Consider the following 25,585-nt stretch of genomic DNA (forward strand, 5'->3'; position numbering starts at 1 on the left):
CCTGGACCGCGAAACTGCACATCCCAGCGGCGCTGGTCGGCGTCGACGGGCAATGCTTCGTCGACATTGCATCAGACAGCGAAATCGCGATCCGGTGCGATTTTCGAAATAAATTGAAACAACGCTAATAACCGCAAAATACCTCCAGTTATTTCTGCCGCTAGCTTCTAGAATGCAATCACAAAAATAGCTCCCGGAACTCCCATGCTGCTTCGCTCCGCCATGCTCTCGCAACGATCCCTGCTTCTGGCGTTGCTGGTATTGCTGGGGTGCGGTTTTTTTGCCACATCGCTGATCAGCTATTTCTCTTCACGCAGCTCGGTGCGTGACCACATCATCAACACCGAACTGCCGCTGACCTCCGACAACGTCTACTCGGAAATCCAGAAAGACCTGCTGCGACCCATCGTGATTTCCTCGATGATGGCCCAGGACACCTTCCTGCGCGATTGGGTGATCGGCGGTGAACAGGACAGCGCCAGGATCACCCACTACCTGAGCGAGACCGCCGCGCAACAGCATGCCTACACGGCTTTCTTCGTTTCAGAGGCGAGTAGCACCTACTACCAGTCCAAAGGCGTGCTGAAGAAGATCAACCCGCAAGACCCACGCGACCGCTGGTACCCACGGGTGCGGGACATGCAGGCGCCCTACGAGATCAACGTCGACCTGGACATGGCCAACCAGGACGCACTGACCCTGTTCATCAACTACAAGGTCTTTGACTACAACCAGCAGTTCATCGGCGTGGCAGGGGTCGGGCTCACCGTGGAATCGGTGGTACGCCTGATCGACGACTATCAGCAGCGCTACCAGCGCACGGTGTATTTCGTCGACACCGAGGGCCGCTTGGTTCTCACAGGTTCCTCAGGGGGGCCCGATGGCGCACGTAGCGGCACCACACTGCGCGACATTTCCAAGCTCGCCAACCTGCTTGAACGCATGCCCACCCCCATTACTGGTAGCCACGAATACAGCAGCGGCGGCCACAGCCATTTCCTCAATGTGCGGATGATCCCGGAGCTGAACTGGTACCTGTTCGTCGACAAGCACGAGACGGCAGCGTTGAACAGTGTGCGCCAGTCGCTCTACATCAACCTGGTGATCTGCGCGGTGATCACCCTGGTGGTGCTCTCGCTGCTCAATGCGATGGTGCGACGCCATCAGAACAGCATCCAGGAACTGGCCACCCGCGACAGCCTGACCGGCCTGCTCAATCGCCGCGCCTTCGACCTGCTGGCCGCGCAGGCGCTGCTTGAGGCCGAACGCGAGCCGATGCCGCTGGCCACCTTGATGCTCGACCTGGACCGTTTCAAATCGCTCAACGACACCCATGGCCATCTGGCCGGCGACGAAGTGCTGCGCCAGTTTTCCCGGGTCATGGAGAGCTGCCTGCGCCACGCCGATATCATCTGTCGCTGGGGCGGCGAGGAATTTGTCGTGCTGCTCAAGGAGGTCGACGGCGCGGCCGCGTTCGCCGTGGCCGAGAAGATCCGCCAGCGTACCGAGCAGTTGAGCTTCAGCTACGCCGGCACCGCCATCAGCATGACTGTCAGTATTGGCTTGAGCACGCTGCAGCCCGACGATACCCTGCACAGCCTGATCGCCCGCGCCGATCACGCGCTGTACCGCGCCAAGCAAGGCGGGCGCAATCGCGTCTGCTCCGAACTGTCCAGGTCCCAGCATGAATGACACCCGCCTCTGCCCTGCCTGTGGCGCCAGCAACCAGTGCAGCCTCGCCGACCCACGCAGCGCAGCCCAGGCCTGCTGGTGCTACAGCGTGTCAATCGACCCCAAGGTGATCGAGGCCCTGCCCCCTGAACTGCGCAATCAATCATGCCTGTGCCCGCGTTGTGCCCAGGTCGATCTGCAATTGCAGGCAGCCAAGGGCAAGGCCAACCGGTAAACTGCACCCCCGTATTGCACCTGGCTGCACCCATGCGTCTTGATCGATTCCTCAGCAACCTGCCCTGCTTCAACCGTCAGCAAGTTCGCCTGCTACTGGTGGAACGGCGCGTGCGTGTCGATGGCATTGCAGTCGCTGACCCCAAGCATGAAGTGCGTGAATTCAGCCGCGTGGAAGTTGATGGACAGGTGCTGCAGGCCGGGCGTCCGGCACGCTACTTCATGCTGCACAAGCCAGCCGGGTGCGTCAGTGCCACGCTTGATCCGCAGCATCCGACAGTGCTCGACCTGATCGACGAACCGGACAAGGGCGACCTGCACATCGCCGGACGCCTGGACTACAACACCACTGGCCTCATGCTGATCACCAACGACGGCCAGTGGTCGCGCCGCCTGACCCAGCCGAAAACCAAGCTGCCCAAGGTGTACTACGTCGAGACCGAACAGCCGATCGAACAGGCCTATGTGGCGAAATTTCACGAGGGCTTCTACTTCGCCTTCGAAGACCTCACCACCCAGCCGGCAGAGCTGGTCGTGCTGGGCAGTCACAGCGCCCGTCTAAGCATCGTTGAAGGCCGTTATCACCAGGTAAAACGCATGTTCGGCTTCTACGACAACAAGGTCGTGGGCCTGCACCGGGAGCGCATGGGGCCGCTGGTGCTTGATCCAGAGCTGTTGCCCGGCCAGTACCGAGCGCTGCGCCCGGACGAGATCGCGTCGATCTGAGATCTGCACCATCCGGCAGATTTATTTGTTCAATCGCCCCAATGGCACTTGCGGGTTTGCCACCTCCCTGCTTGAATCCAATCGTCGGTCTGCATGTGACCAACCAGTCACGCCGTTAGTCTAAGACACCTTTTTGCTGGCGACCTGTGCCTTGAAGCCCGGGCGTCCGGCAGATTGCCCACCTAATAACAACACCCGTCGACCAGTGTGCAACGGATCGGCAAGGGCCCCCCGTTTCAATCAAGGCGAATGCCTACCTGTCATAAAGAACGTGCAGGCTTGCTTGCGCGGATACCCTTTTTGCGCCAGGAGTCGATGACATGAGGCCAGAAATTGCTGTGCTGGATATACAAGGTCAGTACCGGGTTTACACGGAGTTCTATCGCGCAGACGCCGCCGAAAAAACGATCATCATGATCAACGGCTCGCTCGCCACCACAGCTTCTTTTGCACAGACGGTGCGTAGCCTGCACCCGCAATTCAACGTTGTGCTGTACGACCAGCCGTATGCCGGCAAGTCCAAGGCGCACAATCGCAATGAGCATTTGCTCACCAAGGAAACCGAAGGGCAGATCCTGCTCGAGCTGATCGACCATTTTGCTGCCGATCACCTGATGTCGTTTTCCTGGGGCGGCGCCTGCACCTTGCTGGCGTTAGCGCACAAGCCACGGCGCATCGAAAAGGCGGTGGTCAGTTCGTTCTCGCCGGTGATCAACGAGCCGATGCGCGACTACCTGGAGCGTGGCAGCCGCTACCTGAAGGCGTGTGATCGCTATCAGGTCGGCAACCTGGTCAACGACACCATCGGCAAGCACTTGCCGTCGTTGTTCAAGCGTTTCAACTATCGGCATGTGAGCAGCCTGGATACCCACGAATACCGGCAGATGCACTTTCACATCCACCAGGTGCTTGACCATGACCTGGAGCGTGCGCTCAAGGGGGCCCAGGCGATTGATATCCCGGTGCTGTTCATGAATGGCGAGTGGGATGAGTACACCACCAGTGACGATGCGCGCCAGTTTGGCCGGCATGTGCGCAACAGCCACTTCAGCCGTATCCAGAGTGCAGGTCACTTCCTCGACATGGAGCACAAAGCGGCCTGCCGAGATACGCGTGAAGTCTTGCTGGGCTTTCTGAAACCGACGCCACGGGAAGCACGTAGTCGTTACCTGCCTGTGCAGGGCCAGCATGCATTGGCTATCTGAAGGAGACGGGCGCCTGTTGTGCAGCACCCCGCATCACCCGCCCGTTGGGGGCCAAGGATGATGCAAAACCTGCGCAACAGGCCGCACGCAAAGAAGTTTTCTGCATAAAAGCTTCAAATCGTCGCGCTGTTCTGGTACAAAGTGGCCCTGCGCGCGGGTGTCGTATAATGGCATTACTCCAGCTTCCCAAGCTGATAACGAGGGTTCGATTCCCTTCACCCGCTCCAGTTTCTCCCCTCCTGTAATACCCCTCCTCTGTTTTAAATATCCCTACATAGTTTTGCTTCTGTGCGCACTGCCAGCTTGATTTGGCTCATCTGCAACACTGCGCACCTGTATTACCCTTCACCGCCTTTACTGCACGCAACCTCCCGCATCACATCCCGGCCTGTAAAAGCACCGGCTCTGCCATGGTTGATTGACGCCGTGCATTCGTCGGGAACCGGCTAGGCACAATCGAAACCAGTGTGTACGATACACACCATCGTTCCATGGAGGGACGCATGCGCAGTCGAGAGGTGATCAGGATGATCGAAGCAGCGGGTTGGTATGAAGTCGCGGTCAAGGGTAGCCACCATCAGTTCAAGCACGCGCTCAGAATCGGCCGGGTTACCGTCCCCCAGCCGCAGAGCGACCTGCCCATCGGCACGGTCATGAACATATTCAAACAGACCGGGCTTAACCGCAGCGGGCTTGCTCACTAATGCATGCGGAGACCCAGCCCATGAAATTCCCCGTCGTACTGCACAAGGACGCCGATTCCGAATACGGCGTCAGCATCCCCGACCTGCCCGGCTGCTATTCCTCCGGCGCCAGTGTCGCCCAGGCCCTGGACAACACCCTGGAAGCCATGGCCCTGCACTTCGAAGGCCTGGTAGCCGACAAACAGCCGCTGCCACGGGCAAAAGAAGTCGATATCCATATTGCCAACCCCAACTATGCCGGCGGCATCTGGGCCGTGGTGGAGTTCGACATCACCCCCTACCTGGGTAAATCGGTGCGCTTCAACGCCACCCTCCCGGAAAACCTGCTGCAACGTATCGACGATCGCGTGCAAAAGGATCATCGTTACGCCTCACGTTCGGGCTTCCTGGCCGCTGCGGCCTTGCGCGAATTACTCAGCTAACTCGCCAGCCCTACCCTGAAACAGTCAAAGGATTTGTACATGTTTCTTTCCCGCTGGCTTCCCGGCCTGGCTAATCTGCTGCATTACCGCGCCGAGTGGTTCCGCCCGGACCTTCAGGCTGGCCTCTCGGTCGCCGCCATCCAGATCCCGATCGCCATCGCCTACGCCCAGATCGTCGGCCTGCCACCGCAGGTAGGCCTGTACGCATGCATCCTGCCGATGATCATCTACGCCTTCATCGGCAGCTCTCGCCAATTGATGGTCGGGCCAGATGCCGCGACCTGCGCGATGATCGCCGGCGCCGTCGCCCCACTGGCCATGGGCGACCCGGAGCGCGTGGCGCAACTGTCGGTGATCGTCACGGTGCTGGTGGGCTTGATGCTGATCGGCGCCGGGTTGGCCCGGGCCGGGTTTATCGCCAGCTTCTTCTCGCGACCGATCCTGATCGGCTACCTCAACGGCATCGGCCTGAGCCTGCTGGCGGGGCAACTGGGCAAGGTGGTCGGCTTCCAGATTGAAGGCAACGGCTTCATCCTCAGCCTGCTCAACCTGGCGGGGCGCCTTGGCGAAATCCACTGGCCAACCTTCGCCCTGGGCATCGCCGGGCTGGCACTGTTGATCGCACTGCCGACACGCTTCCCGAAACTGCCGGCAGCACTGGTTACCGTGGCCATCGCCACGGTGGTCGTTGCGCTGTTCGGGCTTGATCGCTTCGGCGTTGCGGTGCTGGGCCCGGTGCCCGCCGGCATGCCCAAGCTGGCCTGGCCACACACCAACCTTGAAGAAATGAAAAGCCTGCTGCGCGACGCCATCGGTATTGCCACGGTCAGCTTCTGCAGCGCCATGCTCACCGCGCGCAGCTTCGCCGCGCGCCATGGCTACACCATCAATGCCAACCATGAGTTCCTCGCGCTGGGCGTGTCGAACCTGGCAGCAGGGGCCTCCCAGGGCTTTGCCATCAGCGGCGCCGACTCACGCACCGCGGTCAACGACATGGTCGGCGGCAAGAGCCAGTTGGTCGGCATCATTGCCGCCCTGGTGATCGCCCTGATCCTGATGTTCTTCACCACCCCAATGGCCTGGATTCCCCAGGCAGCCTTGGGTGCCGTGCTGCTGATGGCCGGCTGGGGGCTGATCGATATCAAGTCGCTGCACAAGATCTGGAAGCTCAGCCGTTTCGAATACTGGCTGTGCGTGCTGACCACGGTGGGTGTGCTCGGTTTGGGCGTATTGCCGGGGATTATCCTCGCCGTGACCCTGGCCATCCTGCGCCTGCTCTACAGCATCTACCAGCCTACCGACGCCGTGCTCGGCTGGGTGCCTGGTATTGAAGGGCAGGTAGATATCCGCAAGCACGAGGACGCGCGCACCGTGCCGGGGCTGGTGGTGTACCGCTTCGATGACGCGATCCTGTTCTTCAATGCCGACTACTTCAAGATGCGTCTGCTGGAGGCGGTGCAACGTGAAAAGCATCCACGGGCGGTGCTGTTCGATGCCGAGGCGGTCACCTCCATTGATGTCAGCGGCATTGCCGCCTTGCGCGAGGTGCGCGACACGCTGCACGCCCAGGGCATCGTGCTGGGAATCGCCCGTGCACGCGGGAGTTTCCTGCGGATGCTGGTGCGCTCGGGCTTGGCGCGGGAGATGGAGACCGGGTTGCTGTACGGCTCGGTGCGGGCCGGCATCCGGGCTTACCGGCTGTGGCGCAACAAGTTGCGCCGGGAAGGCCCCAGCGCAGAGCCCGTGTAACGGTTACACGCTTCAGCTGGAACGTGAAGGCAGCAACCCCGGCAGTGCGTGCACCAGTGCATTCACTGCGAAGCCGATAAACATCAGGCCGCACGCGCGGGTGATCCAAAGCTCGTAGCGGGTGTACAAGGTGCGCACATGGTGCGCACCGACGATGCCGATCAGGATCACATAGGCCAGCAGCCCGCCCACGAAACTCAACGCGATCAGCATCGGCAGCATTGACCAGTCCAGAGTTTCAGTACGGCTGGAGAGCAACGCAGTGAAGGTCGCGACCGCTACCGGATAGGCCTTGGGGTTGGTCAGGCCGAACACCACGCCATGCCAGAACGGCTGGCGTACCGGCCCATCCTGCCCTGCGCCATTGCCAGGTTTGCTGCGCAGTGCACGCATGCCGAGCCAGAACAGGTACAAGCCGCTGATCAGCCCCAGAATATCGAACACCGAACTGCCGATCTGCCGGGCGCCGACAATCGCCACCAACGCCGTACTGCACCACAGCACATCGCCCAGCAGGTGCCCGCAGAGAAAACCCGCGCCGGCGCGCCGTCCGCGCGTGGCACCAATACCCAACACCGCCAGCACACCAGGGCCCGGGGTAATGCCATAGATGAAGCCGGAGGCAAGCACGGCGAACAGCAGGGAAAAGGTCATCGGGGCCGGGTCCTTGGGGCAGGTGAAAACACCAGAGTCTACGCCAGCCCTGCCCTGCGCGACCAGATGCTCAGTAGCCGTGCGCCCTGAGCAACGCGCCCTCATCCTCACTGGGCGGTCGACCGTAGTAGCGCAGCAGTTCACCACTGCGATTGGTGAAGATGCCGTCGACACCGGCCTCCATCACGTTCTTGAAATCCACCGGATCATCGACCGTGTACACATGCACCAGCAGGCCCTTGTCGTGGGTCATGTTGTTCATCCAGGGCTGCACCAGGTCGGCGTAGCTTTGCGCACCACCTTCACTCAAGGCCGCCGATGGCCCGGTGCCAATCGCCCCGGCCGCCTTGGCATAATCGAGCCAGCGTTCGAACTCCGCCTTGCTCTTGGGCTGCTGACGCGCATAGAACGCGGCCTTGTCCGCTTCGCCAGACTCGGCAAAGCTCTGCCCTGAAGCCGGCTCGATACTGCCTTTGCCCACCCATAAGAGCAGCACCTTGGGCACGTGCGGTATGGCCTTGTGCAACAGCGCCAGGCTACCCCGGTCGAAGCTCTGCAACACCACCCGCCCCGGCCGGTCGAGCCAGCCACGTTTTTGCAGGGCGGCCTGCAAATCAGCCTCTATCCCCGGAAACAGGTTGGGTACCTTGGTCTCGATGTACAGGCCCGGGGCTTTCGCCGGGTTGCCTTCGGCGATGTCGAGCACTTCATCCAGGGTCAGGATTTTCTGCCCCACGAACGCGGGTCGGGCACGTTCGGGATAGGCCTGGTTGTACCAACTGCCAGCGTCCAGAGACTTCAGTTCGGCCAAGGTGAAGGCACTGACCGGGCTGCCCTTGCGTTCGGGAAAGCGCTGGGCAACGTCGCTGGTACGCAGCAGGTTGTCGTCATGCACCGCCACCAGCACGCCATCGCGGCTGCGTTGCAGGTCGAGTTCCAGATAGTCTGCGCCCAGATCGCGGGCCAACAGATAAGCCGGCGCGGTTGACTCCGGCGCATCGAACGATGCCCCTCGGTGGGCAATGACTGCCGGGTAGGGAATGCCTTGCGCCTTGGCCAATGCCGCTGCTTCGCCTGCCTGTACCTGGCCACCGGCACTGAGCAACAGCGCACAGATCATTCCATTGATTGCCTTGTTCTTCATCGTGCTTCCTCGTGCGTGAACCGCAACGAGCATAGTCGCCGGCACTGATGACAGCCCGGTTGCGTGCTAAAGTCGCGCCCTGCGATTTGCAACAAAACCCTACGAGATCCCCATGCCCCTCGCCGACCTCGACGCCAACCTCCCGGCCTGGCCGCACCTCAAGCGCAGCCACCCGTGCAGCGCATTGCTGCTGGGCAATGGTGCCAGCCGCGCCGTGTGGCGGCCGTTTACCTACTTCTCGTTGTTCGACCTGGCCCAGCGAGTGCGCAACAAGCCACTGGGGCTGACTGACCAGGCGCTGTTCAAGTCGATGAACACCGAGCTGTTCGAGCCGGTGCTCAGCGCGTTGAACACCACGGTACGGGTGAACGCAGCGTTGGCGATCAGTGCCTCGGCGCCGCTGAACCGGTACTACGCGATCAAGGAAGCGCTGATCCACGCGATACGCAGCGTGCATATCCCCTGGAAGCTGCTGCCGGGTTCGACGCTTCAGGCCATCAATGCCGAACTGCGCACTTACCGCAGCGTGTTTTCCAGCAACTACGACCTGCTTTGTCATTGGGCGGTTATCGCTGCGCCGCAGGGCTTTCACCACCTGTTCGACGAAGAAGGCGACTTCGACATCAGCCGCACCCGGGGCGAAGGCACGCGGATGCTCTACTTGCACGGCGGCCTGCACCTGCTCAAAACCCAGGAAGGCGGCACCCGACTGCGCGCCGCCGACGGCAGCCAGCTGCTCAATGGGTTTGCGATCAATACCCCAGGTGATGTGCCGCTGTTCGTCAACGAAGGCGCCAGCGACGACAAGCTGCGCGCCATTCGCGCGTCGGATTACCTGACCTGGTGCTATGGCGAACTGGCCGGGCAGCGCGAAGGGTTATGCGTGTTCGGGCACCATCTGGACCAGGCCGACCGACACCTGGTGCGGGCGATCAAGCAGGCCAGCCCCGCGCATGTGGCGATTGGCATTGTGCCAGTGAGCGAGGCGGCGATTGTCAGTCAGAAGCAGCACTTTGCCCGGGTGTTCGCCGATTGCCCGGCGCTTGAAGTGGTGTTTTTCGATGCCTCGACGCATCCGCTGGGGGCGGCTGAATTGAATGTGCCAGCGCCTGTGGCCAAGGTTGTTAAGCGGCGGCGCTAGACGACCGCGACGCGGTCGATCGCTGGCAAGGCCAGCTCCCACAGTGATCAGTGCAAGAAAGTGGCTGCCACAAGAAGCAAGGTGCACCGCTATTTCTGTGGGAGCCGGCGTTGCCGGCGATAAGGGCAACAAAGATCCTCGTAGCAAATAACAATAATTCTCGATAACATTCGCAACCTTTCTCGCCGCGACGCTCTGGAAAGTTTGCATGCAGCGCCCCAAACCCGACCCTTTTGCGCATGAACCCTGCCGTGGTTTCTATGCCGACATCCTGCATTTCCTGCGTAAACGCACGGACAACGCCAGCGATGCCGCCGACATTACCCAGGATGTTTTCACCCAATGGCTGGGCTACCGCGACAAGGCCCGGGTCGAGCAACCGCGCGCGTTCCTGTTCCAGGTTGCGCGCAACCTGCTGCGTGATCACTGGCGTCGACAAAAGGTCCGCCACGCCGTGCTGGACGAAGATGCCGAGCCCTGTGTCGAGGCGCCCGCCTCGCCCATGACCGACCCCATGGCCAACGCGCAAACCCAGCAACGCCTGGAACATTTGAAAATTGTTCTCGCCGAACTCTCGCCGCGCCGCCGCGAAGCCCTTATGCTGCACCGCTTTGAAGGTTTGAGTCAGGCGCAGATCAGCGAACGCATGGGCATCTCCATCAGCATGGTGGAAAAGCACATTGCCGCCGCTCTCTTGCATTGCAAGCAGCGCCTGGACGGCGACAACGGCACGGAGCAGCCCGAATGAGCGTCACCCCTGAAATCGATAAGCGTTCGGTCGATGCCCAGGCGGCCAGCTGGTTCAGTCATAACCGCAACACGCCTTCGCGTGCGGCGCGCAAGGCGTTCGACCAATGGCTGCAAGCGCCCGAACACGCGCGCGCGTATACCCAGTTCGAACAGCTCTGGGCCGACCTTGCGGCGCTCAAGGCACTGAACAAGCCGGTCGCCCTGGTGCGCCGGCAGCCGCGCTATTGGCGCCCGGCACTGTCGGCGGCGGCAGCGTTGCTCTGCGCCCTGCTGGTCGGCAACCTCGGCGCGCCTGCCAGCGGCTACCAGCAACACCTGACCACCCACAGCCATGACGCGCAAACCCTCGAGCTGCCCGATGGCAGCCGCCTCAGCGTGAACGCCAACACCCGCCTGCGCATCGACTTCGACAGCGAACGGCGCATGATCCACCTCGACCAGGGCCAGCTCTACATCGACGTGGCTCCAGACAAGGAACGCCCGCTGTTCGTCGATGCCGGGGCGGCCAAGGTGCGGGTGGTCGGCACCGGCTTCGACCTGCGCCGTGGCCAGCATGAAACGGTGCTCAGCGTCGCCCACGGCATGGTGGCCCTGGATACCCCCGGCGAAGACCGCGACCCGGCCATGCTCGGCGCGCGCCAGCGCGCTACCTATGACCTGGCGCGCGGCAGCCTCAGCTGGCAAACCCTGAGTGATCAGGAAGTGGCCGACTGGCGCAATGGCCATGTCTCGTTCCGCAACCGCGAGCTGGCCAGCCTGGTCGACGAGCTGTCGCTGTACCGCCCGCAGGCCGTCGTGCTGGCCGACGCGGCACTGGCCGGCTACAAGGTCTCCGGCAACCTCGACATCAACGATCCGGACGCGCTGCTCAATGCCCTGCCTGCCCTGTTGCCGGTAAAAACCGTAGCCCTGGCCGATGGCCGCCTGCGTATCGAGCGACGTTCGAAATAAAACACTGAGAATATTTTTCATTCGCATATGAGGGTTTTCAAGCGCCCCGCGTCTTCCTCCCGTCTGCGTATTCATTGCAGGCCTTTTTGGCCTTTGTCGCCGTATTGGGGGATTTCATGTTGCATGCGTTTCGACCTTTCAAGCCGTTGTCTGCCCGTCCTTCGCTGCTCGCCGCCTGCCTGGCGCTGAGCCTGCAAGCCCAGGCTGCACCGGTCCAGCTGCAATTGCCGGCCCAGCCACTGGCCGTCTCGCTGAGCCAACTGGCCCAGCAAGCCAAAGTGCAATTGCTGTTCGACGAGTCGTTGCTGCGCAATGTGCAAGCCCCGGCCCTTGATGGCCAGTACGAAGCCGCCGAGGCCATCGCCCGCCTGCTCGCCAGCAGCCGCTTCGCCGTGGTCAAGGTCGGCAACACCTACGTGGTGCGCCCCAGGGAAGACCAACTGGTAACCCGCACGGCCGATGAAAATGGCATCCAGCTTGGCGCCTTGAGCATCGTCGGTGACGGCCAGCAGGTCACCCCGGAAACTGTCGGGCGTTCGACCCTGACCCAGGTTGATATCGATCGCCATCAGCCCAGCAACATTCCCAACCTGCTCACCACACTGCCGGGCGTGAGCATGGGTGGCTCCCAGGAGCCTGGTGGCCAGACAATCAATATCTGGGGCATGGGCGATGCCGAAGACGTTCCGCTAAGCGTCGATGGCGCGACCAAGAGCGGCTTTGAACGCTACTCCCAGGGCACCATCTTCATCGAGCCCGAACTGATCAAGCGTATTGAAGTCGAGAAGGGGCCGCACTCTGTCCTGACCGGCAATGGTGGCTTCGGTGGTACCGTGCGCATGGAAACCAAGGATGCCCCCGAGCTGCTGCAGGAAGGCCGCAACACCGGCGCCATGGTCAAATATGGTTACTCCAGCAACGACCACCAGCAGATCTACAGTTCGGCGCTTTTCGGTCGCACCGACGATGGCCGTGCTGATGCGCTGGTGTACCTGACCAAGCGCGACGGTGATGACCTCAAGCTGGCCGGCACGCCACCCGACCGATACGGTGACTATCCAATCAACCCCAAGCGCCTGCCCAACACCGCGCAAGACCTGGACGGTGGCCTGTTCAAGCTGAACCTGAACCTGACCGATGAGCAGAGCCTGAAGCTCTCCTACTCACGCTCTCGCAACGAACGCTGGACGCCGTTCTCGTCCACCGGCTACCCGACCCCTCCACTGCAGTCGAACATTGACAAGCTCGGCTATGAGGGAGCACTGCGTCGCTACCTGGCCAACCGAGAAACGATCGACACCACCTGGTCGACCACCTACAAGTACCAGCCGATTGAAAATCCGCTGATCGACCTGGAAGTGCGTTACTCCGAGTCCGACACCAAGCAGACCGACGAACGTGATGCCAGCGCGTTCTTCCAGGTCTCCACTGGCGGGCGCAAGATGGAAACCGAGTACAAGGACCGCATGCTGGAAGTGCGCAACACCAGCCTTGTCGAAACCGGCCCGTTGGAACATGCACTGACGCTCGGCACGCAACTGCGTCGCCACAACCGCGATACGTTGATGTGGATGCCCGGTGCAAGCTACAGCAAACCTGCGTACAACGATGGCTACTTTCAGCCACCGTTCATGCCGCAAGGCAAAACCGATACCAACAGTTTCTACATCGAGGACGCCATCACCCTGGGCGATGTGACCGTGACGCCTTCACTGCGTTATGACCATGTCACCAACAAAAGCGACGGCAACGATGCGCCTTACTACAACAAGCCAGCACTGGGCCACGATTACGGCGACCAAACCTATAGCGGTTGGTCACCACGCCTGAAAGTGTACTGGCGCGCCACCGAACAACACGCGCTCTTTGCCGACTACAGCCAGACCTGGCGTGCACCGGTAATCGACGAGCAATACGAAGTACAGGGCCTGGGCAGCCAGACCGCAAGTAGCCGCAACCTCGACCCGGAACGCATCACCGCCGTGCGTGTCGGCAGTGTCACCAACCTGTCCAACGTTTTCACCGAGCAGGACAGTGTGCAGATTCGTACCCAGGTATTCCGCAACGAGATCAAGGATGAAATCTTCAAGGCACGTGGCATCCGCTGCGAGGCCCAAAGCCAGGCCGGCGGTTCGGCGTCAATCTGCAACTTTGACCTGTACTCCAACTACCGCAACATCAAAGGTTCGGTAATCAAGGGCTTTGAAGTCGAGAGTTACTACGATTCGCGCATTCTGTTCGGCTCGCTGTCCTACTCGTGGATGACCGGCAAGCATGACGGTGCCTACAACGACCCTTGGGGGCCGAATGTCTGGGCACGTGATGTGCCAGCACCCAAATGGGTTGCAACGCTGGGTGTGAAAATCCCGAGCTGGGATGCACAGGTGGGCTGGACCGGGCTGTTCGTACGCAAGACCGACCGCCTGCCAGGTGATGACTACAAGAGCGATGAATATTGGGATCAGCGCGACAACGAAAGCTATGACGTGCAAGGCCTGTTCGCCAAATGGACCCCGCAGCAGCCTTACCTGAAGGGCACCGAGGTCAACCTCACCGTCGACAACCTGTTCAACCGCGACTACGCACCGATGCTCAGCGGTGAGAACGTGTACAGCCAAGGCCGCAACGCCAAGGTCAGCATTACCCGGTTCTTCTGATCCGGGCCTGCGCCGACTGCCTGCAACGGGCAGTCGGCGGCAACTGTACGGACACCTTTGTGTCCAGCTGTAACAAGATTCCGCGCCGCGCCTGTGGCTCAATGCAGGGACCTTCCTGCTGTTTCAAGGCGCTCTCATGTCTTCGCGTGAAAACACCGGCATGGCCCTCGGCCTGCTCGGCGTCATCATCTTCAGCCTCACCCTGCCCATGACCCGCATCGTCGTTGAGGAAATGCACCCGCTGCTCAACGGCCTGGGCCGTGCCCTGCTGGCGGCGATTCCAGCGGCGGCGCTGTTGCTCTGGCGCCGCGAGAAGTGGCCGACCTGGCAACAGGTCAAGGGCCTGAGCCTGGTGGCGTTGGGGGTGATTCTCGGGTTTCCGGTGTTCTCGGCCTGGGCCATGCAGACGGTGCCGGCTTCCCACGGGGCGCTGGTCAATGGCTTGCAGCCGTTGTGCGTGGTGATCTATGCCGCGTGGTTGTCCCATGAACGGCCGTCGAAAGCCTTCTGGGCCTGGGCCGCGCTGGGCAGTGCGTTGGTGCTGGCCTACGCGATGATCATGGGCGCCGGGCAGATCCAGGCCGGCGACCTGTTGATGCTGGCGGCCATTGCCGTGGGCGGGCTGGGGTATGCCGAAGGGGGTCGCCTGGCGCGGGAGATGGGCGGCTGGCAAGTGATCTGCTGGGCGCTGGTGCTGTCCAGCCCGTTGTTGCTGGGGCCGGTGGTGTACCTGGCGCTGCAACAGAGCACACCGATCAGCCCGAAGGCCTGGTGGGCATTCGGCTATGTGTCGTTGTTCTCGCAGTTCATCGGCTTCTTTGCCTGGTACGCGGGGCTGGCACTGGGCGGGATTGCGCGGGTGAGCCAGGTGCAGCTGCTGCAGATCTTCTTCACCATCGCGCTTTCGGCCCTGTTCTTTGGCGAACACGTGGAGCCGATTACCTGGCTGTTTGCCGGCGGGGTGATTTTGACCGTGGTGTTGGGGCGTCGCGCCAAAGTATATCCAGCGCCCCGTTCTGTGTAGCCGCTGCCGGCAGGTTGCGCTGGAGTCCGTCAGGGCTGCCAAAAGCCGCGCCTGCTTTGCAGGCGAGCGCAGCCTGTCGGCAGCGGCTACAAGTGATCCAGGGTCAGGCGGGCAGCAGCCCGTCCGCCACCAGCAATGTCTCCAGACAATGCTCCTTCACCCCATAGAACTCCTTCAACGCCTGGATCTTCTCCAGCAGCGCCCCGGCAGGCACCGGCTCGCGGCGCTTGGTGGCGAGGATCATCTTGTTCTTGTTGGTGTGCTCCAACGAGATGAACTCGAACACCTTGGTGTCATACCCGCACGCCTCCAGGTACAACGCACGCAAGCTGTCCGTCAGCATCTCCGCCTGCTGGCCCAGGTGCAGCCCGTATTGCAGCATCGGCTTGAGCAACCCCGGCGTGTGCAACTGCGGGCGGATCTGCTTGTGGCAGCACGGCGAACACATGATGATCGCCGCCCCGCAACGAATCCCGGTATGGATCGCATAGTCAGTGGCAATATCGCAGGCGTGCAAGGCAATCATCACCTCGATCGCACTCGGCACCACGCTGCGCACATCACCATGCTCGAACACCAGCCCCGGATGCTCCAGGCGCGCCGCAGCGCCATTGCACAGGTCGACCATGTCCTGGCGCAGCTCGACACCAGTCACCTGCGCCTCACGCTGCAAGGTATTGCGCAGGTAGTCGTGAATGGCAAACGTCAGGTAGCCCTTGCCCGAACCGAAGTCCGCCACCCGCAACGCTTGATCCGCAGCCAACGGCGCGGTATTCAGCGCGTGGGAAAACACCTCGATGAACTTGTTGATCTGCTTCCACTTGCGCGACATCGCCGGGATCAGCGCGTGCTGCTTGTCGGTGACACCCAGGTCCTGGAGGAACGGCCGGCTCAGTTCCAGGTAGCGTCTCTTCTCCCGGTCATGCTCCCCCGCCGGCACCTGGCGCTCCTGCTGCACGGCATTGCGGTGCAGCATCGGCTTGCCCTTCTTGCTGAACTCCAGCTGCACTTCATCGCTCAGGCTGAGCAGGTGCGCATTGCGAAACGACGCCGGCAACAGCTCGGCAATCAACGCCTGCGCTTCATCCAGCGCCAGGTTGCGGGTGATGTCGCGGGTCTTGTAGCGGTAGACGAACGACAGGCTGGCCTGCCCCTTGACCACCAACGGCTTGGCGGTAACCCGCTGCAAATCAGCTTCGCTGCCGACATGGCGGGCCAGCACCAGCTTGATGAAGGCTTCCTGTTGCAGGGCAGTCGAGAGCAGCGCCAGGAACTGCGCACGCGCATCCGGCGCGGTCTGGGCGGTGGAGGTTACGGACATGGGGACGGGTGCCTCGGGAATGACGGGGGCGCCAAAGGCGCGCAATGCCGGGCATTTTACGTGGATGCCCGGCATAGGCCCAGCGTTTGTCGATCAGCGCTTCAGTTGAGGATCACCAGGCGGTTGGGCAACTCGTTGCGCTCCTGGGTCAGCGGCACGTGCTGGCTGAGCAAATCGCCGCAGGCTTCGATACAGCTGACAAAGCCCTGCAAGGTCTGGCCCTGGCGTACCTGTTCGGTAAACGCGCGCACGATACCTTCCCAGGCCTGGTCGTCCAGGTGCCGCGAGATGCCCTCGTCCACCAGGATCTCGACATAGCGCTCGGCCTCGCTGACGAAGATCAGCACACCGGTGCTGCCCACCGTGTGGTGCAGGTTCTGCTCAAGAAACTGCCGCCGTGCCAGGTTCGACGCCCGCCAATGCCGTACGGTCCGTGGAATCAGCCGGGTGGTCAGCATCGGTAGCCTGAACAGCAGGCACAGGACGAGAAAAGTCACCCACTGCACGATCAGCAGCCAGTGCCCGCTGAACCAGCCCATCAGGTAATAGATGACCCCCGGCACCACCAGCGCCAGCAGGCTGGCCCAGAGCAACGGAATATAGGCGTAGTCGTCGGCGCGGGCGGCCAGCACCGTGACCAGTTCGGCATCGGTGCGCTTTTCCACCTGGGCGATCGCCTCGGCGACCTGACGTTGTTCGAACTCGCTGAGCAGGGCCATAGCGCTGTTCACTTCTCTTTAGTTGTTGTTTTACCAGCCACCAGATGAACCGCCGCCACCAAAGCCGCCGCCACCACCACTGAAACCGCCACCACCGCCACCCCGGCCGCCGCCCAGGCCGCCAAAGCCTCCGCCGAAGCCGCCACCCATTCCGCCTGAACGGCCCCCGCCGCCCATGCCTTGCAGGGCAAAGACGATGATGATCATCAGAATGAACAGCCCTACCCCCCAGGCGGACGGGCCGTCTTCACGACCACCGCCGACGGCACGCGCAGGCTCGGCCAAGGGCTCGCCGCCGAGCACCTGGATGATCGCCGCCACGCCCTGGACAATGCCCTGGCTGAACTCGCCGCGCCGGAATGCCGGGGTGATCACGCTGTTGATGATGACCGAAGACTGCGCATCGGTCAGGCGTTCTTCCAGGCCATAGCCGACTTCGATGCGCAGCTTGCGCTCGTTCGGGGCGACGATCAACAGGGCTCCGTTATCCTTGCCTTTCTGGCCAATCCCCCAGAAACGGCCGAGCTGATAGCCGTAGTCCTCGATGCTTTCGCCCTGCAGGTCAGGCACGGTGACTACCACCACCTGCTCGCCGCCACTGCGCTGTTCGTGGGCACTGAGCAGCTGTTCGAGCTGGCCGCGACTGGCCGCGTCGAGCAGGTGCGCGTCGTCCACCACCCGCCCGGTCAGCGCCGGGAAAACCGGCTCGGCACGCAGCAATGCGCTGGCCAGGAGCAGCCCCAGCAGCAGCGCGGCCTTGAATGCACGCATCAGAATTTCACTTCAGGCGCTTTGTCGGCATCGGCGGCAGTGGCCTCGAAGTTCTCGCGGATCGGCATGTCGCTGTACATCACGCTGTGCCAGAGACGCCCGGGGAAAGTGCGGATCTCGGTGTTGTAGCGCTGCACGGCGGCGATGAAGTCCTTGCGGGCCACGGCGATGCGGTTTTCCGTGCCTTCAAGCTGGGATTGCAGGGCGAGGAAGTTCTGGTTGGATTTCAGATCGGGGTAGCGTTCAGACACCACCATCAACCGCCCCAGCGCGCCACCCAGTTGCGATTGCGCCGCCTGGAACTGGCGCAGCTTCTCTGGATCGTCGAGGGTGCTGGCATCGACCTTGATCGAGGTCGCCTTGGCCCGCGCCTCGATCACCGCCGTCAGGGTGTCCTGTTCCTGCTTGGCATAGCCCTTGACCGTTTCCACCAGGTTCGGGATCAGGTCGGCACGGCGCTGGTACTGGTTCTGCACCTGGGCCCAGGCCGCCTTGACCTGTTCGTAATAGTTGGGGATGTTGTTGATCCCGCAGCCGGCCAGCAGGCTGGTAAGCAGCACCAGCACCCCGAACCTTGCACCGTTGAGTACCTGCATCTGGGTAACACTCCTTGAGTCTGCGTAAAGCATCGGACTTGAGGCATAATCCGTGACCGCCGCTGGATCGCGATGGCCCGATCGGCTAAAAGATGCCCCGGCAAACTACAACAATAGCCGCTTCCCCCATTTCGGCTGGGCAGTATCCACCGTGAATACTGCCGTAAGCCTAGAGAACTCATAAATGAACAAGCTATGTTTGCTGGGTCTGCTCGTCAGCCTGGCCAGTCAGTCGGCCTTTGCCGCTGCCCCTGCCGAGCCCCTGAAGAACAAGGATGCCTTCATCGCAAACCTGATGAAGCAGATGACCGAAGACGAGAAGATCGGCCAGTTGCGCCTGATCAGCATCGGCCCGGAAATGCCTCGTGAGCTGATCCGCAAGGAAATCGCCGCAGGGCGCATCGGCGGCACCTTCAACTCGATCACCCGCGACGAAAACCGGCCGATGCAGGACGCCGCCATGCGCGGGCGCCTGAAGATCCCGATGTTCTTCGCCTACGACGTGATCCACGGCCATCGCACGATCTTCCCGATCAGCCTGGGCCTGGCCGCCAGCTGGGACATGGACGCCATCGCCAAGGTAGGCCGCACTTCTGCCGTTGAAGCGGCCGCCGACGGCATCGACATGACTTTCGCGCCGATGGTCGACATCGCCCGCGACCCACGTTGGGGCCGCACCAGCGAAGGCTTCGGCGAGGACACCTACCTGGTGTCGCGCATCTCGCGGGTCATGGTCGAGTCGTTCCAGGGCCAGAGCCCAGCCAACGCCGACAGCATCATGGCCGCGGTCAAGCACTTCGCCCTGTACGGCGCAGTGGAAGGCGGTCGCGACTACAACACGGTCGATATGAGCCCGGCCAAGATGTACAACGACTACCTGCCGCCGTACCGCGCCGCGATTGATGCCGGCGCTGGCGGGGTGATGGTCGCGCTGAACTCGATCAACGGCGTGCCGGCCACCTCCAACACCTGGCTGATGAACGACTTGCTGCGCAAGGAGTGGGGCTTCAAGGGTGTCACCGTCAGCGACCACGGCGCCATTGGCGAGCTGATCCGCCATGGCGTGGCCAAAGACGGCACCGAAGCGGCGAAACTGGCGATCAAGGCCGGTATCGACCTGAGCATGAACGACAGCCTGTATGGCGAAGACCTGCCCAAGCTGCTCAAGTCCGGCGACGTCAGCCAGACCGACCTGGACAACGCCGTGCGGGAAATCCTCGGCGCGAAGTACGACATGGGCCTGTTCAAGGACCCGTACGTGCGCATCGGCGTGGCCAGCGAAGACCCGGCCGACACCTATGCCGACAGCCGCCTGCACCGCGAAGCCGCGCGTGACGTTGCACGCCGCAGCCTGGTATTGCTGGAAAACCGCAACCAGACCCTGCCGCTGAAAAAAGCCGGGACCATCGCCCTGGTCGGCCCGCTGGCCGATGCCCCCATCGACATGATGGGCAGCTGGGCGGCGGCTGGCCGTCCGCACCAGTCGGTGACCGTGCGTGAAGGCTTGCGCCGCGCGCTGGGTGACCAGGCCAAGGTGATCTATGCCAAGGGCTCGAACGTCACTGGCGACAAGGCCATCGTCGACTACCTGAACTTCCTCAACTTCGACGCCCCGGAAATCGTTGACGACCCGCGCCCTGCGGCGGTGATGATCGCCGAAGCGGTCAAGGCGGCGAAACAGTCCGATGTGGTGGTGGCCGTGGTCGGTGAGTCGCGTGGCATGTCCCACGAATCGTCCAGCCGCACCACCCTGGAAATCCCGGCCAGCCAGCGCGAGCTGATCAAGGCCCTGAAAGCCACCGGCAAGCCGCTGGTCCTGGTGTTGATGAACGGCCGCCCACTGGCCCTGGCCTGGGAGCGCGAGCAGGCTGACGCGATTCTGGAAACCTGGTTCAGCGGCACCGAAGGCGGCAACGCCATCGCCGACGTACTGTTCGGTGACTACAACCCGTCGGGCAAGCTGGCCATCACCTTCCCGCGTTCGGTCGGGCAGATCCCGATGTACTACAACCACCTGCGCATCGGCCGGCCGTTCACCCCGGGCAAGCCAGGCAACTACACCTCGCAGTACTTCGAAGAGCCTAACGGCCCGCTGTATCCGTTCGGCTACGGCCTGAGCTACAGCGACTTCAGCCTGTCGAACCTGAGCCTGTCGAGCAAGACCCTGAAGAAAGGCCAGACCCTGGATGCCAGCATCCAGGTGAAGAACACCGGCAAACATGACGGTGAAACCGTGGTGCAGCTGTACGTGCAGGACGTGGCCGCTTCGATGAGCCGCCCGGTGCAGGAACTGAAGAACTTCCAGAAAGTCATGCTCAAGGCGGGTGAGGAACGCACCCTGCACTTCAGCATCAGCGAAGAAGAACTGAAGTTCTGGAACAACCAACTGCAGTTCGCAGCCGAGCCGGGTGACTTCAACATCCTGATCGGTCTCGACTCCCAAGCGGTACAACAGCAGACGTTCGAACTGCTGTAAGCCGCTGCCATGCTCACGGGGAAGTGCCAGGATGCCTTCCCCATTGCCGGGAAGTGCCTGCCATGCCTTTTTCCTTTCGTGCCCTGCGCCTGGGCCTGATCCTGTTGTTGATTACCGCCGGCACCCTGCTGGCCGCCGGTTGGGCCATGCACCATGCCGAACGCCAGGCCATCGTCGAAGATGCCGGGCGTGCCAGCCAGCAACTGAACCTCTACGCCACCTCGCTGCACACCCTGATCGAACGCTACCGCGCCCTGCCGGCCGTGTTGGCGCTGGACCCGGAATTGATCAACGCACTCGGTGCCCCGGTGGGTGAAGCTACCCAGGACGCGCTGAACCGCAAACTTGAACGCATCAACGGCGCGGCCAACTCCTCGACCCTGGAGCTGCTCGACCGCACCGGCCTGGCCGTGGCCGCCAGCAACTGGCGCCTGCCGACCACCTATGTCGGGCAGAACTACGGCTTTCGTCCGTACTTCAAGCAAACCCGCACCCAGGGCAGCGGGCGTTTCTATGCCGTGGGTGTCACCAGCGGCATTCCGGGGTACTTCCTCTCCAGTGCGGTCACCAGCGAGCACGGCGACTTCCTCGGCGCCATGGTGGTCAAGCTGGAGTTCCCTGAACTGGAGCGTGAATGGGGCCAGGGCAATGACCTGCTGCTGGTCAGCGATGCCCGCGGCATCATCTTCATCGCCAACCAGGAAGGCTGGCGCTACCGCGAGTTGAGGCCATTGTCGGCCGCCGACTTCAATGAGCTGGAAGCCACCCGCCAATACGACAAGCAGGCCTTGGTGCCGTTGCAACGCCAGGTGATGAACCGTTTCGACGACAACAGCAACCTGGTGCGTGTTCAGGGCCCGGAAGGCAACCTCGACTACCTCTGGGAAAGCCTGCCGCTGGAAGCCGAAGGCTGGACCCTGCACCTGCTGCGCAAACCGCAGCCCAGCGACGAAGGCCGCAATGCCGGCCTCGCGGCGGCGGCGATCTGGCTGACCCTGGTGTTCGCCATCCTCTTCATCAACCAGCGCATGCGCCTGGCCCGCCTGCGTCGGCGCAGCCGGCAGGAGCTGGAAGCCTTGGTCGAAGCCCGCACCCGCGACCTGCGCACCGCGCAAGAAGGCCTTGTGCAATCGACCAAGCTGGCGGCGCTGGGGCAGATGTCCGCCGCCCTCGCCCATGAGCTGAACCAGCCGCTGACCACCCAGCGCATGCAACTGGCCAGCCTGCGCCTGCTGCTCGACAACGAGCGTCTCGACGAGGCGCGCAAGGCCTTGCAGCCGCTGGAGCAGATGCTCACGCGCATGGCCGCGCTCACCGGCCACCTGAAGACCTTCGCACGCAACAGCCCCAGTGGCCTGCGCGAGCGTCTGGACCTGGCCACCGTGGTCGACCAGGCGCTGCAATTGCTCGACCCGCGGATCCGCGCCGAGGAAGTCAGCACGGCGCTGTACCTGGCCCGTCCGGCCTGGGTGCGGGGCGATTCGATTCGCCTCGAGCAGGTGTTGATCAACCTGCTGCGCAACGCCCTCGATGCCATGGCCGACAAGCACTACAAACGCCTGGAAGTACGTATCGATGCCCAGGGCGAGCACTGGTGCCTGAGCGTGCTCGACAGTGGCGGCGGCATCGGCGAAGCCGACCTGAGCAAGGTCTTCGACCCGTTCTTCACCACCAAGCCGGTCGGTGAAGGCCTGGGGCTGGGCCTGGCGATTTCCTATGGCATCATCCACGAAGCCGGCGGCCGCCTGCAGGTCGAGAACCAGCCTGGCGGCGCCCGTTTCAGCTTCACCTTGCCCATCGATCCGGAGCCTGCATGTTGAATTCGGTGATAGTCGTCGACGATGAAGCCAGTATCCGCACGGCGGTCGAACAATGGCTGGGCCTGAGCGGCTTCGATGTCCAGCTGTTCAGCCGCGCCGAGGACTGCCTGGCGCAGTTGCCGGCGCACTTCCCCGGGGTGATCCTCAGCGATGTGCGCATGCCCGGCATGGGCGGCCTGCAATTGCTCGAGCAACTGCAACAGCGTGACCCCGACCTGCCGGTGATTCTGCTCACCGGCCATGGCGACGTGCCGATGGCGGTCGAGGCCATGCGCAACGGCGCCTACGATTTCCTGGAAAAACCCTTCAGCCCGGAGAGCCTGCTCGGCAGCCTGCGCCGGGCCCTGGAAAAGCGCCAGTTGGTGCTGGAGAACCATCGCCTGCACGAACAGGCCGACCAGAAGGCGCTGCTGGAAACCACCCTGCTGGGCATGTCGCAAGGCTTGCAGCAGTTGCGCCGGCAGGTGCTGGACCTGGCCAGCCTGCCGGTCAATGTGCTGATTCGCGGCGAGACCGGCAGTGGCAAGGAGCGGGTTGCCCGCTGCCTGCACGACTTCGGGCCACGGGCCGAGCAGCCGTTTGTCGCGCTGAACTGCGCAGCCATTCCCGAGCACCTGTTCGAAGCCGAGCTGTTCGGCCACGAAAGCGGCGCGTTCACCGGCGCCCAGGGCAAACGCATCGGCAAGCTGGAATACGCCAACGGCGGCACGGTGTTCCTCGATGAAATCGAAAGCATGCCACTGGCCCAACAGGCCAAGCTGCTGCGCGTGTTGCAGGAGCAGAAGCTGGAGCGCCTGGGCGCCAACCAGAGCATCAGCGTCGACCTGCGCATCATTGCCGCAACCAAGCCGGACCTGCTCGAAGAAGCCCGCGCCGGACGTTTTCGTGAAGACCTGGCCTATCGCCTGAACGTTGCCGAGTTGCACCTGGCGCCGCTGCGCGAGCGCCGCGAAGACATCCCGCTGCTGTTCGCCCACTTCGCGCGTTCCGCCGCCGAACGCCTGGGTCGCACGGCCCCGCCACTGAGCGGCGCACAGCTGGGCCGGCTGCTCAGCCACGACTGGCCGGGCAATGTCCGCGAACTGGCCAACGCTGCCGAACGTCACGCCCTGGGCCTGGGCGAGCCGCAGCCGTTGCTGAGCGAAGCTGGGCAATCGCTGGCCGCGCAGCAGGAAGCGTTCGAGGCGCAGTGCCTGCGCGCAGCCCTCAGCCGGCACAAAGGCGACATCAAGGCGGTGATGGAAGAGCTGCAACTGCCTCGGCGCACCCTCAACGAGAAAATGCAGCGCCACGCCCTGTTGCGCGAAGACTTCCTCGACCGCGCCTAGGCGCGATCGGCGGAATCTTGCTTATCAGTGGCCAGGCGATAAGCGGATTTCCGCCTACAACTTCACGCAAACCCTTCTAGCTCGGGCGTTTCGCCCTTGGCACAGGTCCTGCTATAGCCGGATCAGGCTGCGTTTCGGCGCGCTCCACAAAAACAACTAGAAGGTTCCTGCAATGGATAATTCCACCTCCCTGCCTGCCGGGGCGGCCATCGCGCCGGCTGCGGAAAAAACCACCTCCAGTCGTCTCAAGTCGATCTTCAGCGGCTCGATCGGCAACATGGTCGAGTGGTACGACTGGTACGTCTATGCAGCATTCTCGCTGTACTTCGCCAAGGCCTTCTTCCCGGCTGGCGACACCACTGCCCAACTGCTGAACACCGCTGCGATCTTCGCCGTGGGCTTCCTGATGCGCCCGATTGGTGGCTGGCTGATGGGCATCTATGCCGACCGCAAGGGCCGCAAAGCCGCGCTGATGGCCTCGGTCCTGCTGATGTGCGCAGGCTCGCTGGTAATCGCCCTGACCCCTGGCTATGAAACCATCGGCGTGGCTGCGCCAGTGTTGCTGGTAGTGGCGCGGCTGATGCAGGGCCTGTCGGTGGGTGGTGAATACGGCACCTCGGCGACCTACCTCAGTGAAATGGCCACCAAGGAACGCCGTGGCTTCTTCTCCAGCTTCCAGTACGTGACCCTGATTTCCGGCCAGCTCATCGCGCTGGCGGTGCTGATCATCCTGCAACAGACCCTGACCACCGAGCAGCTGTACGCTTGGGGCTGGCGTGTACCCTTCGTGATCGGCGCGCTGTGCGCGGTGGTTGCGCTGTACCTGCGTCGTGGCATGGAAGAGACGGCCTCCTTCACCAAGAAGGAGAAGTCCAAGGAAAGCCTGATGCGCACCCTGATGCGCCACCCCAAGGAACTGGCGACCGTGGTCGGCCTGACCATGGGCGGCACCCTGGCGTTCTACACCTACACCACCTACATGCAGAAGTACCTGGTGAACACGGTGGGCATGAGCATCAGCGACTCGACCACCATTTCGGCGGCCACGTTGTTCCTGTTCATGTGCTTGCAGCCGGTGATCGGCAGCCTCTCGGACAAGATCGGCCGGCGCCCGATCCTGATCGCCTTCGGCGTGCTGGGCACCCTGTGCACCGTGCCGATCCTCACCACCTTGCACACCATCCAGACCTGGTGGGGCGCGTTCTTCCTGATCATGGCGGCGCTGATCATCGTCAGTGGCTACACCTCGATCAACGCCGTGGTGAAGGCCGAGCTGTTCCCGACCGAAATCCGTGCCTTGGGCGTCGGCCTGCCGTACGCGCTGACCGTGTCGATCTTTGGCGGTACTGCGGAATACGTGGCGCTGTGGTTCAAGAGCGCGGGCATGGAGACCGGCTACTACTGGTACGTGACCGCCTGTATTGCCTGTTCGTTGCTGGTGTATGTGTTCATGAAGGACACCCGCAAGCATTCGCGGATCACCACCGACTGAGTACAGTAGGGTTGTAGAGAAGGGGCGCCC

The 25,585-nt window shown here is 62.6% G+C and carries 22 protein-coding genes and 1 tRNA gene; 17 read left to right on the forward strand and 6 right to left on the reverse strand.

Annotated features, from left to right (window positions below; all coding sequences use genetic code 11):
• Window positions 1-204 precede the first annotated feature (204 nt).
• From M5G11_RS05255 to M5G11_RS05290, 8 genes are all read left to right on the forward strand, one after another.
• Window positions 205-1,692, forward strand: a complete 1,488-nt coding sequence (locus M5G11_RS05255) for a sensor domain-containing diguanylate cyclase (RefSeq protein WP_273910856.1) — start codon at window positions 205-207, stop codon at window positions 1,690-1,692.
• The gene (locus tag M5G11_RS05260; RefSeq protein WP_273910857.1) at window positions 1,685-1,906 is read left to right on the forward strand and encodes a cysteine-rich CWC family protein; all 222 of its coding nucleotides are present in this window, start codon (window positions 1,685-1,687) and stop codon (window positions 1,904-1,906) included. The genes M5G11_RS05255 and M5G11_RS05260 overlap by 8 nt, the downstream gene beginning before the upstream one ends.
• 32 nt (window positions 1,907-1,938) lie before the next feature.
• A complete protein-coding gene (locus M5G11_RS05265) occupies window positions 1,939-2,631 on the forward strand; it encodes a pseudouridine synthase (RefSeq protein WP_273910858.1) in 693 nt (230 codons plus the stop codon).
• Between the two features lie 320 nt (window positions 2,632-2,951).
• Window positions 2,952-3,836 carry an alpha/beta fold hydrolase gene (locus tag M5G11_RS05270; RefSeq protein WP_273910859.1) on the forward strand — a complete coding sequence of 295 codons (885 nt, stop codon included), beginning with the start codon at window positions 2,952-2,954 and terminating at the stop codon, window positions 3,834-3,836.
• A 153-nt stretch (window positions 3,837-3,989) separates the two neighbouring features.
• Window positions 3,990-4,063: transfer RNA gene (locus tag M5G11_RS05275), tRNA-Gly, on the forward strand.
• Between the two features lie 276 nt (window positions 4,064-4,339).
• A complete protein-coding gene (locus tag M5G11_RS05280; protein WP_273910860.1) occupies window positions 4,340-4,540 on the forward strand; it encodes a type II toxin-antitoxin system HicA family toxin in 201 nt (66 codons plus the stop codon).
• Window positions 4,541-4,560: 20 nt separating this feature from the next.
• Entirely contained in the window at window positions 4,561-4,962 is a 402-nt protein-coding gene (locus tag M5G11_RS05285; RefSeq protein WP_273910861.1) for a type II toxin-antitoxin system HicB family antitoxin, read from the forward strand.
• 39 nt (window positions 4,963-5,001) lie between these two features.
• Window positions 5,002-6,711 carry a SulP family inorganic anion transporter gene (locus tag M5G11_RS05290; RefSeq protein WP_273910862.1) on the forward strand — a complete coding sequence of 570 codons (1,710 nt, stop codon included), beginning with the start codon at window positions 5,002-5,004 and terminating at the stop codon, window positions 6,709-6,711.
• Window positions 6,712-6,723: 12 nt separating this feature from the next.
• Here the strand turns inward: M5G11_RS05290 and M5G11_RS05295 are convergent, their stop codons facing one another.
• Window positions 6,724-7,365: a LysE family translocator gene (locus tag M5G11_RS05295; RefSeq protein WP_273910863.1), complete on the reverse strand. Its 642-nt coding sequence runs from the start codon at window positions 7,363-7,365 to the stop codon at window positions 6,724-6,726.
• Between the two features lie 70 nt (window positions 7,366-7,435).
• A complete protein-coding gene (locus M5G11_RS05300) occupies window positions 7,436-8,509 on the reverse strand; it encodes a glycerophosphodiester phosphodiesterase (protein ID WP_420793810.1) in 1,074 nt (357 codons plus the stop codon).
• A gap of 112 nt (window positions 8,510-8,621) precedes the next feature.
• Between M5G11_RS05300 and M5G11_RS05305 the strand changes: the two genes are divergently transcribed.
• The 5 genes from M5G11_RS05305 to M5G11_RS05325 all read left to right on the forward strand — a co-directional run bounded on the left by M5G11_RS05305 (window position 8,622) and on the right by M5G11_RS05325 (window position 15,032).
• Window positions 8,622-9,650: a DUF4917 family protein gene (locus M5G11_RS05305; protein ID WP_273910864.1), complete on the forward strand. Its 1,029-nt coding sequence runs from the start codon at window positions 8,622-8,624 to the stop codon at window positions 9,648-9,650.
• A gap of 208 nt (window positions 9,651-9,858) precedes the next feature.
• Window positions 9,859-10,398: an RNA polymerase sigma factor gene (locus M5G11_RS05310; protein ID WP_273910866.1), complete on the forward strand. Its 540-nt coding sequence runs from the start codon at window positions 9,859-9,861 to the stop codon at window positions 10,396-10,398.
• Window positions 10,395-11,351 carry a FecR family protein gene (locus tag M5G11_RS05315; protein ID WP_273910868.1) on the forward strand — a complete coding sequence of 319 codons (957 nt, stop codon included), beginning with the start codon at window positions 10,395-10,397 and terminating at the stop codon, window positions 11,349-11,351. Before M5G11_RS05310 ends, M5G11_RS05315 begins: the two co-directional genes overlap by 4 nt.
• A gap of 116 nt (window positions 11,352-11,467) precedes the next feature.
• Window positions 11,468-14,008: a TonB-dependent receptor gene (locus M5G11_RS05320; RefSeq protein ID WP_273910869.1), complete on the forward strand. Its 2,541-nt coding sequence runs from the start codon at window positions 11,468-11,470 to the stop codon at window positions 14,006-14,008.
• A 136-nt stretch (window positions 14,009-14,144) separates the two neighbouring features.
• Complete coding sequence (locus M5G11_RS05325) at window positions 14,145-15,032, forward strand: DMT family transporter (RefSeq protein ID WP_273910871.1); 888 nt, start codon at window positions 14,145-14,147, stop codon at window positions 15,030-15,032.
• Between the two features lie 103 nt (window positions 15,033-15,135).
• On the opposite strand, the gene M5G11_RS05330 is transcribed toward M5G11_RS05325, so the two are convergent.
• The 4 genes from M5G11_RS05330 to M5G11_RS05345 all read right to left on the reverse strand — a co-directional run bounded on the left by M5G11_RS05330 (window position 15,136) and on the right by M5G11_RS05345 (window position 18,439).
• Window positions 15,136-16,353, reverse strand: a complete 1,218-nt coding sequence (locus M5G11_RS05330) for a class I SAM-dependent methyltransferase (protein WP_273910872.1) — start codon at window positions 16,351-16,353, stop codon at window positions 15,136-15,138.
• A 101-nt stretch (window positions 16,354-16,454) separates the two neighbouring features.
• Entirely contained in the window at window positions 16,455-17,072 is a 618-nt protein-coding gene (locus tag M5G11_RS05335) for a TPM domain-containing protein (RefSeq protein WP_273910873.1), read from the reverse strand.
• A 30-nt stretch (window positions 17,073-17,102) separates the two neighbouring features.
• A complete protein-coding gene (locus M5G11_RS05340) occupies window positions 17,103-17,843 on the reverse strand; it encodes a TPM domain-containing protein (protein WP_273910875.1) in 741 nt (246 codons plus the stop codon).
• Window positions 17,843-18,439, reverse strand: coding sequence for a LemA family protein (locus M5G11_RS05345; protein WP_273910876.1), 597 nt, complete (start codon window positions 18,437-18,439; stop codon window positions 17,843-17,845). Before M5G11_RS05345 ends, M5G11_RS05340 begins: the two co-directional genes overlap by 1 nt.
• Before the next feature lie 184 nt (window positions 18,440-18,623).
• Here M5G11_RS05345 and bglX point away from each other — a divergent pair, with 184 nt between their 5' ends.
• From bglX to M5G11_RS05365, 4 genes are all read left to right on the forward strand, one after another.
• The gene (bglX, locus tag M5G11_RS05350; protein WP_273910877.1) at window positions 18,624-20,915 is read left to right on the forward strand and encodes a beta-glucosidase BglX; all 2,292 of its coding nucleotides are present in this window, start codon (window positions 18,624-18,626) and stop codon (window positions 20,913-20,915) included.
• A 62-nt stretch (window positions 20,916-20,977) separates the two neighbouring features.
• The gene (locus M5G11_RS05355) at window positions 20,978-22,735 is read left to right on the forward strand and encodes an ATP-binding protein (protein WP_273910879.1); all 1,758 of its coding nucleotides are present in this window, start codon (window positions 20,978-20,980) and stop codon (window positions 22,733-22,735) included.
• Window positions 22,729-24,063: a sigma-54-dependent transcriptional regulator gene (locus M5G11_RS05360; RefSeq protein WP_273910880.1), complete on the forward strand. Its 1,335-nt coding sequence runs from the start codon at window positions 22,729-22,731 to the stop codon at window positions 24,061-24,063. Before M5G11_RS05355 ends, M5G11_RS05360 begins: the two co-directional genes overlap by 7 nt.
• 172 nt (window positions 24,064-24,235) lie before the next feature.
• Window positions 24,236-25,555 carry an MFS transporter gene (locus M5G11_RS05365; protein ID WP_273910882.1) on the forward strand — a complete coding sequence of 440 codons (1,320 nt, stop codon included), beginning with the start codon at window positions 24,236-24,238 and terminating at the stop codon, window positions 25,553-25,555.
• Window positions 25,556-25,585: the final 30 nt, after the last annotated feature.

This window comes from Pseudomonas fontis (assembly GCF_028656955.1).
Classification (GTDB): domain Bacteria; phylum Pseudomonadota; class Gammaproteobacteria; order Pseudomonadales; family Pseudomonadaceae; genus Aquipseudomonas; species Aquipseudomonas fontis.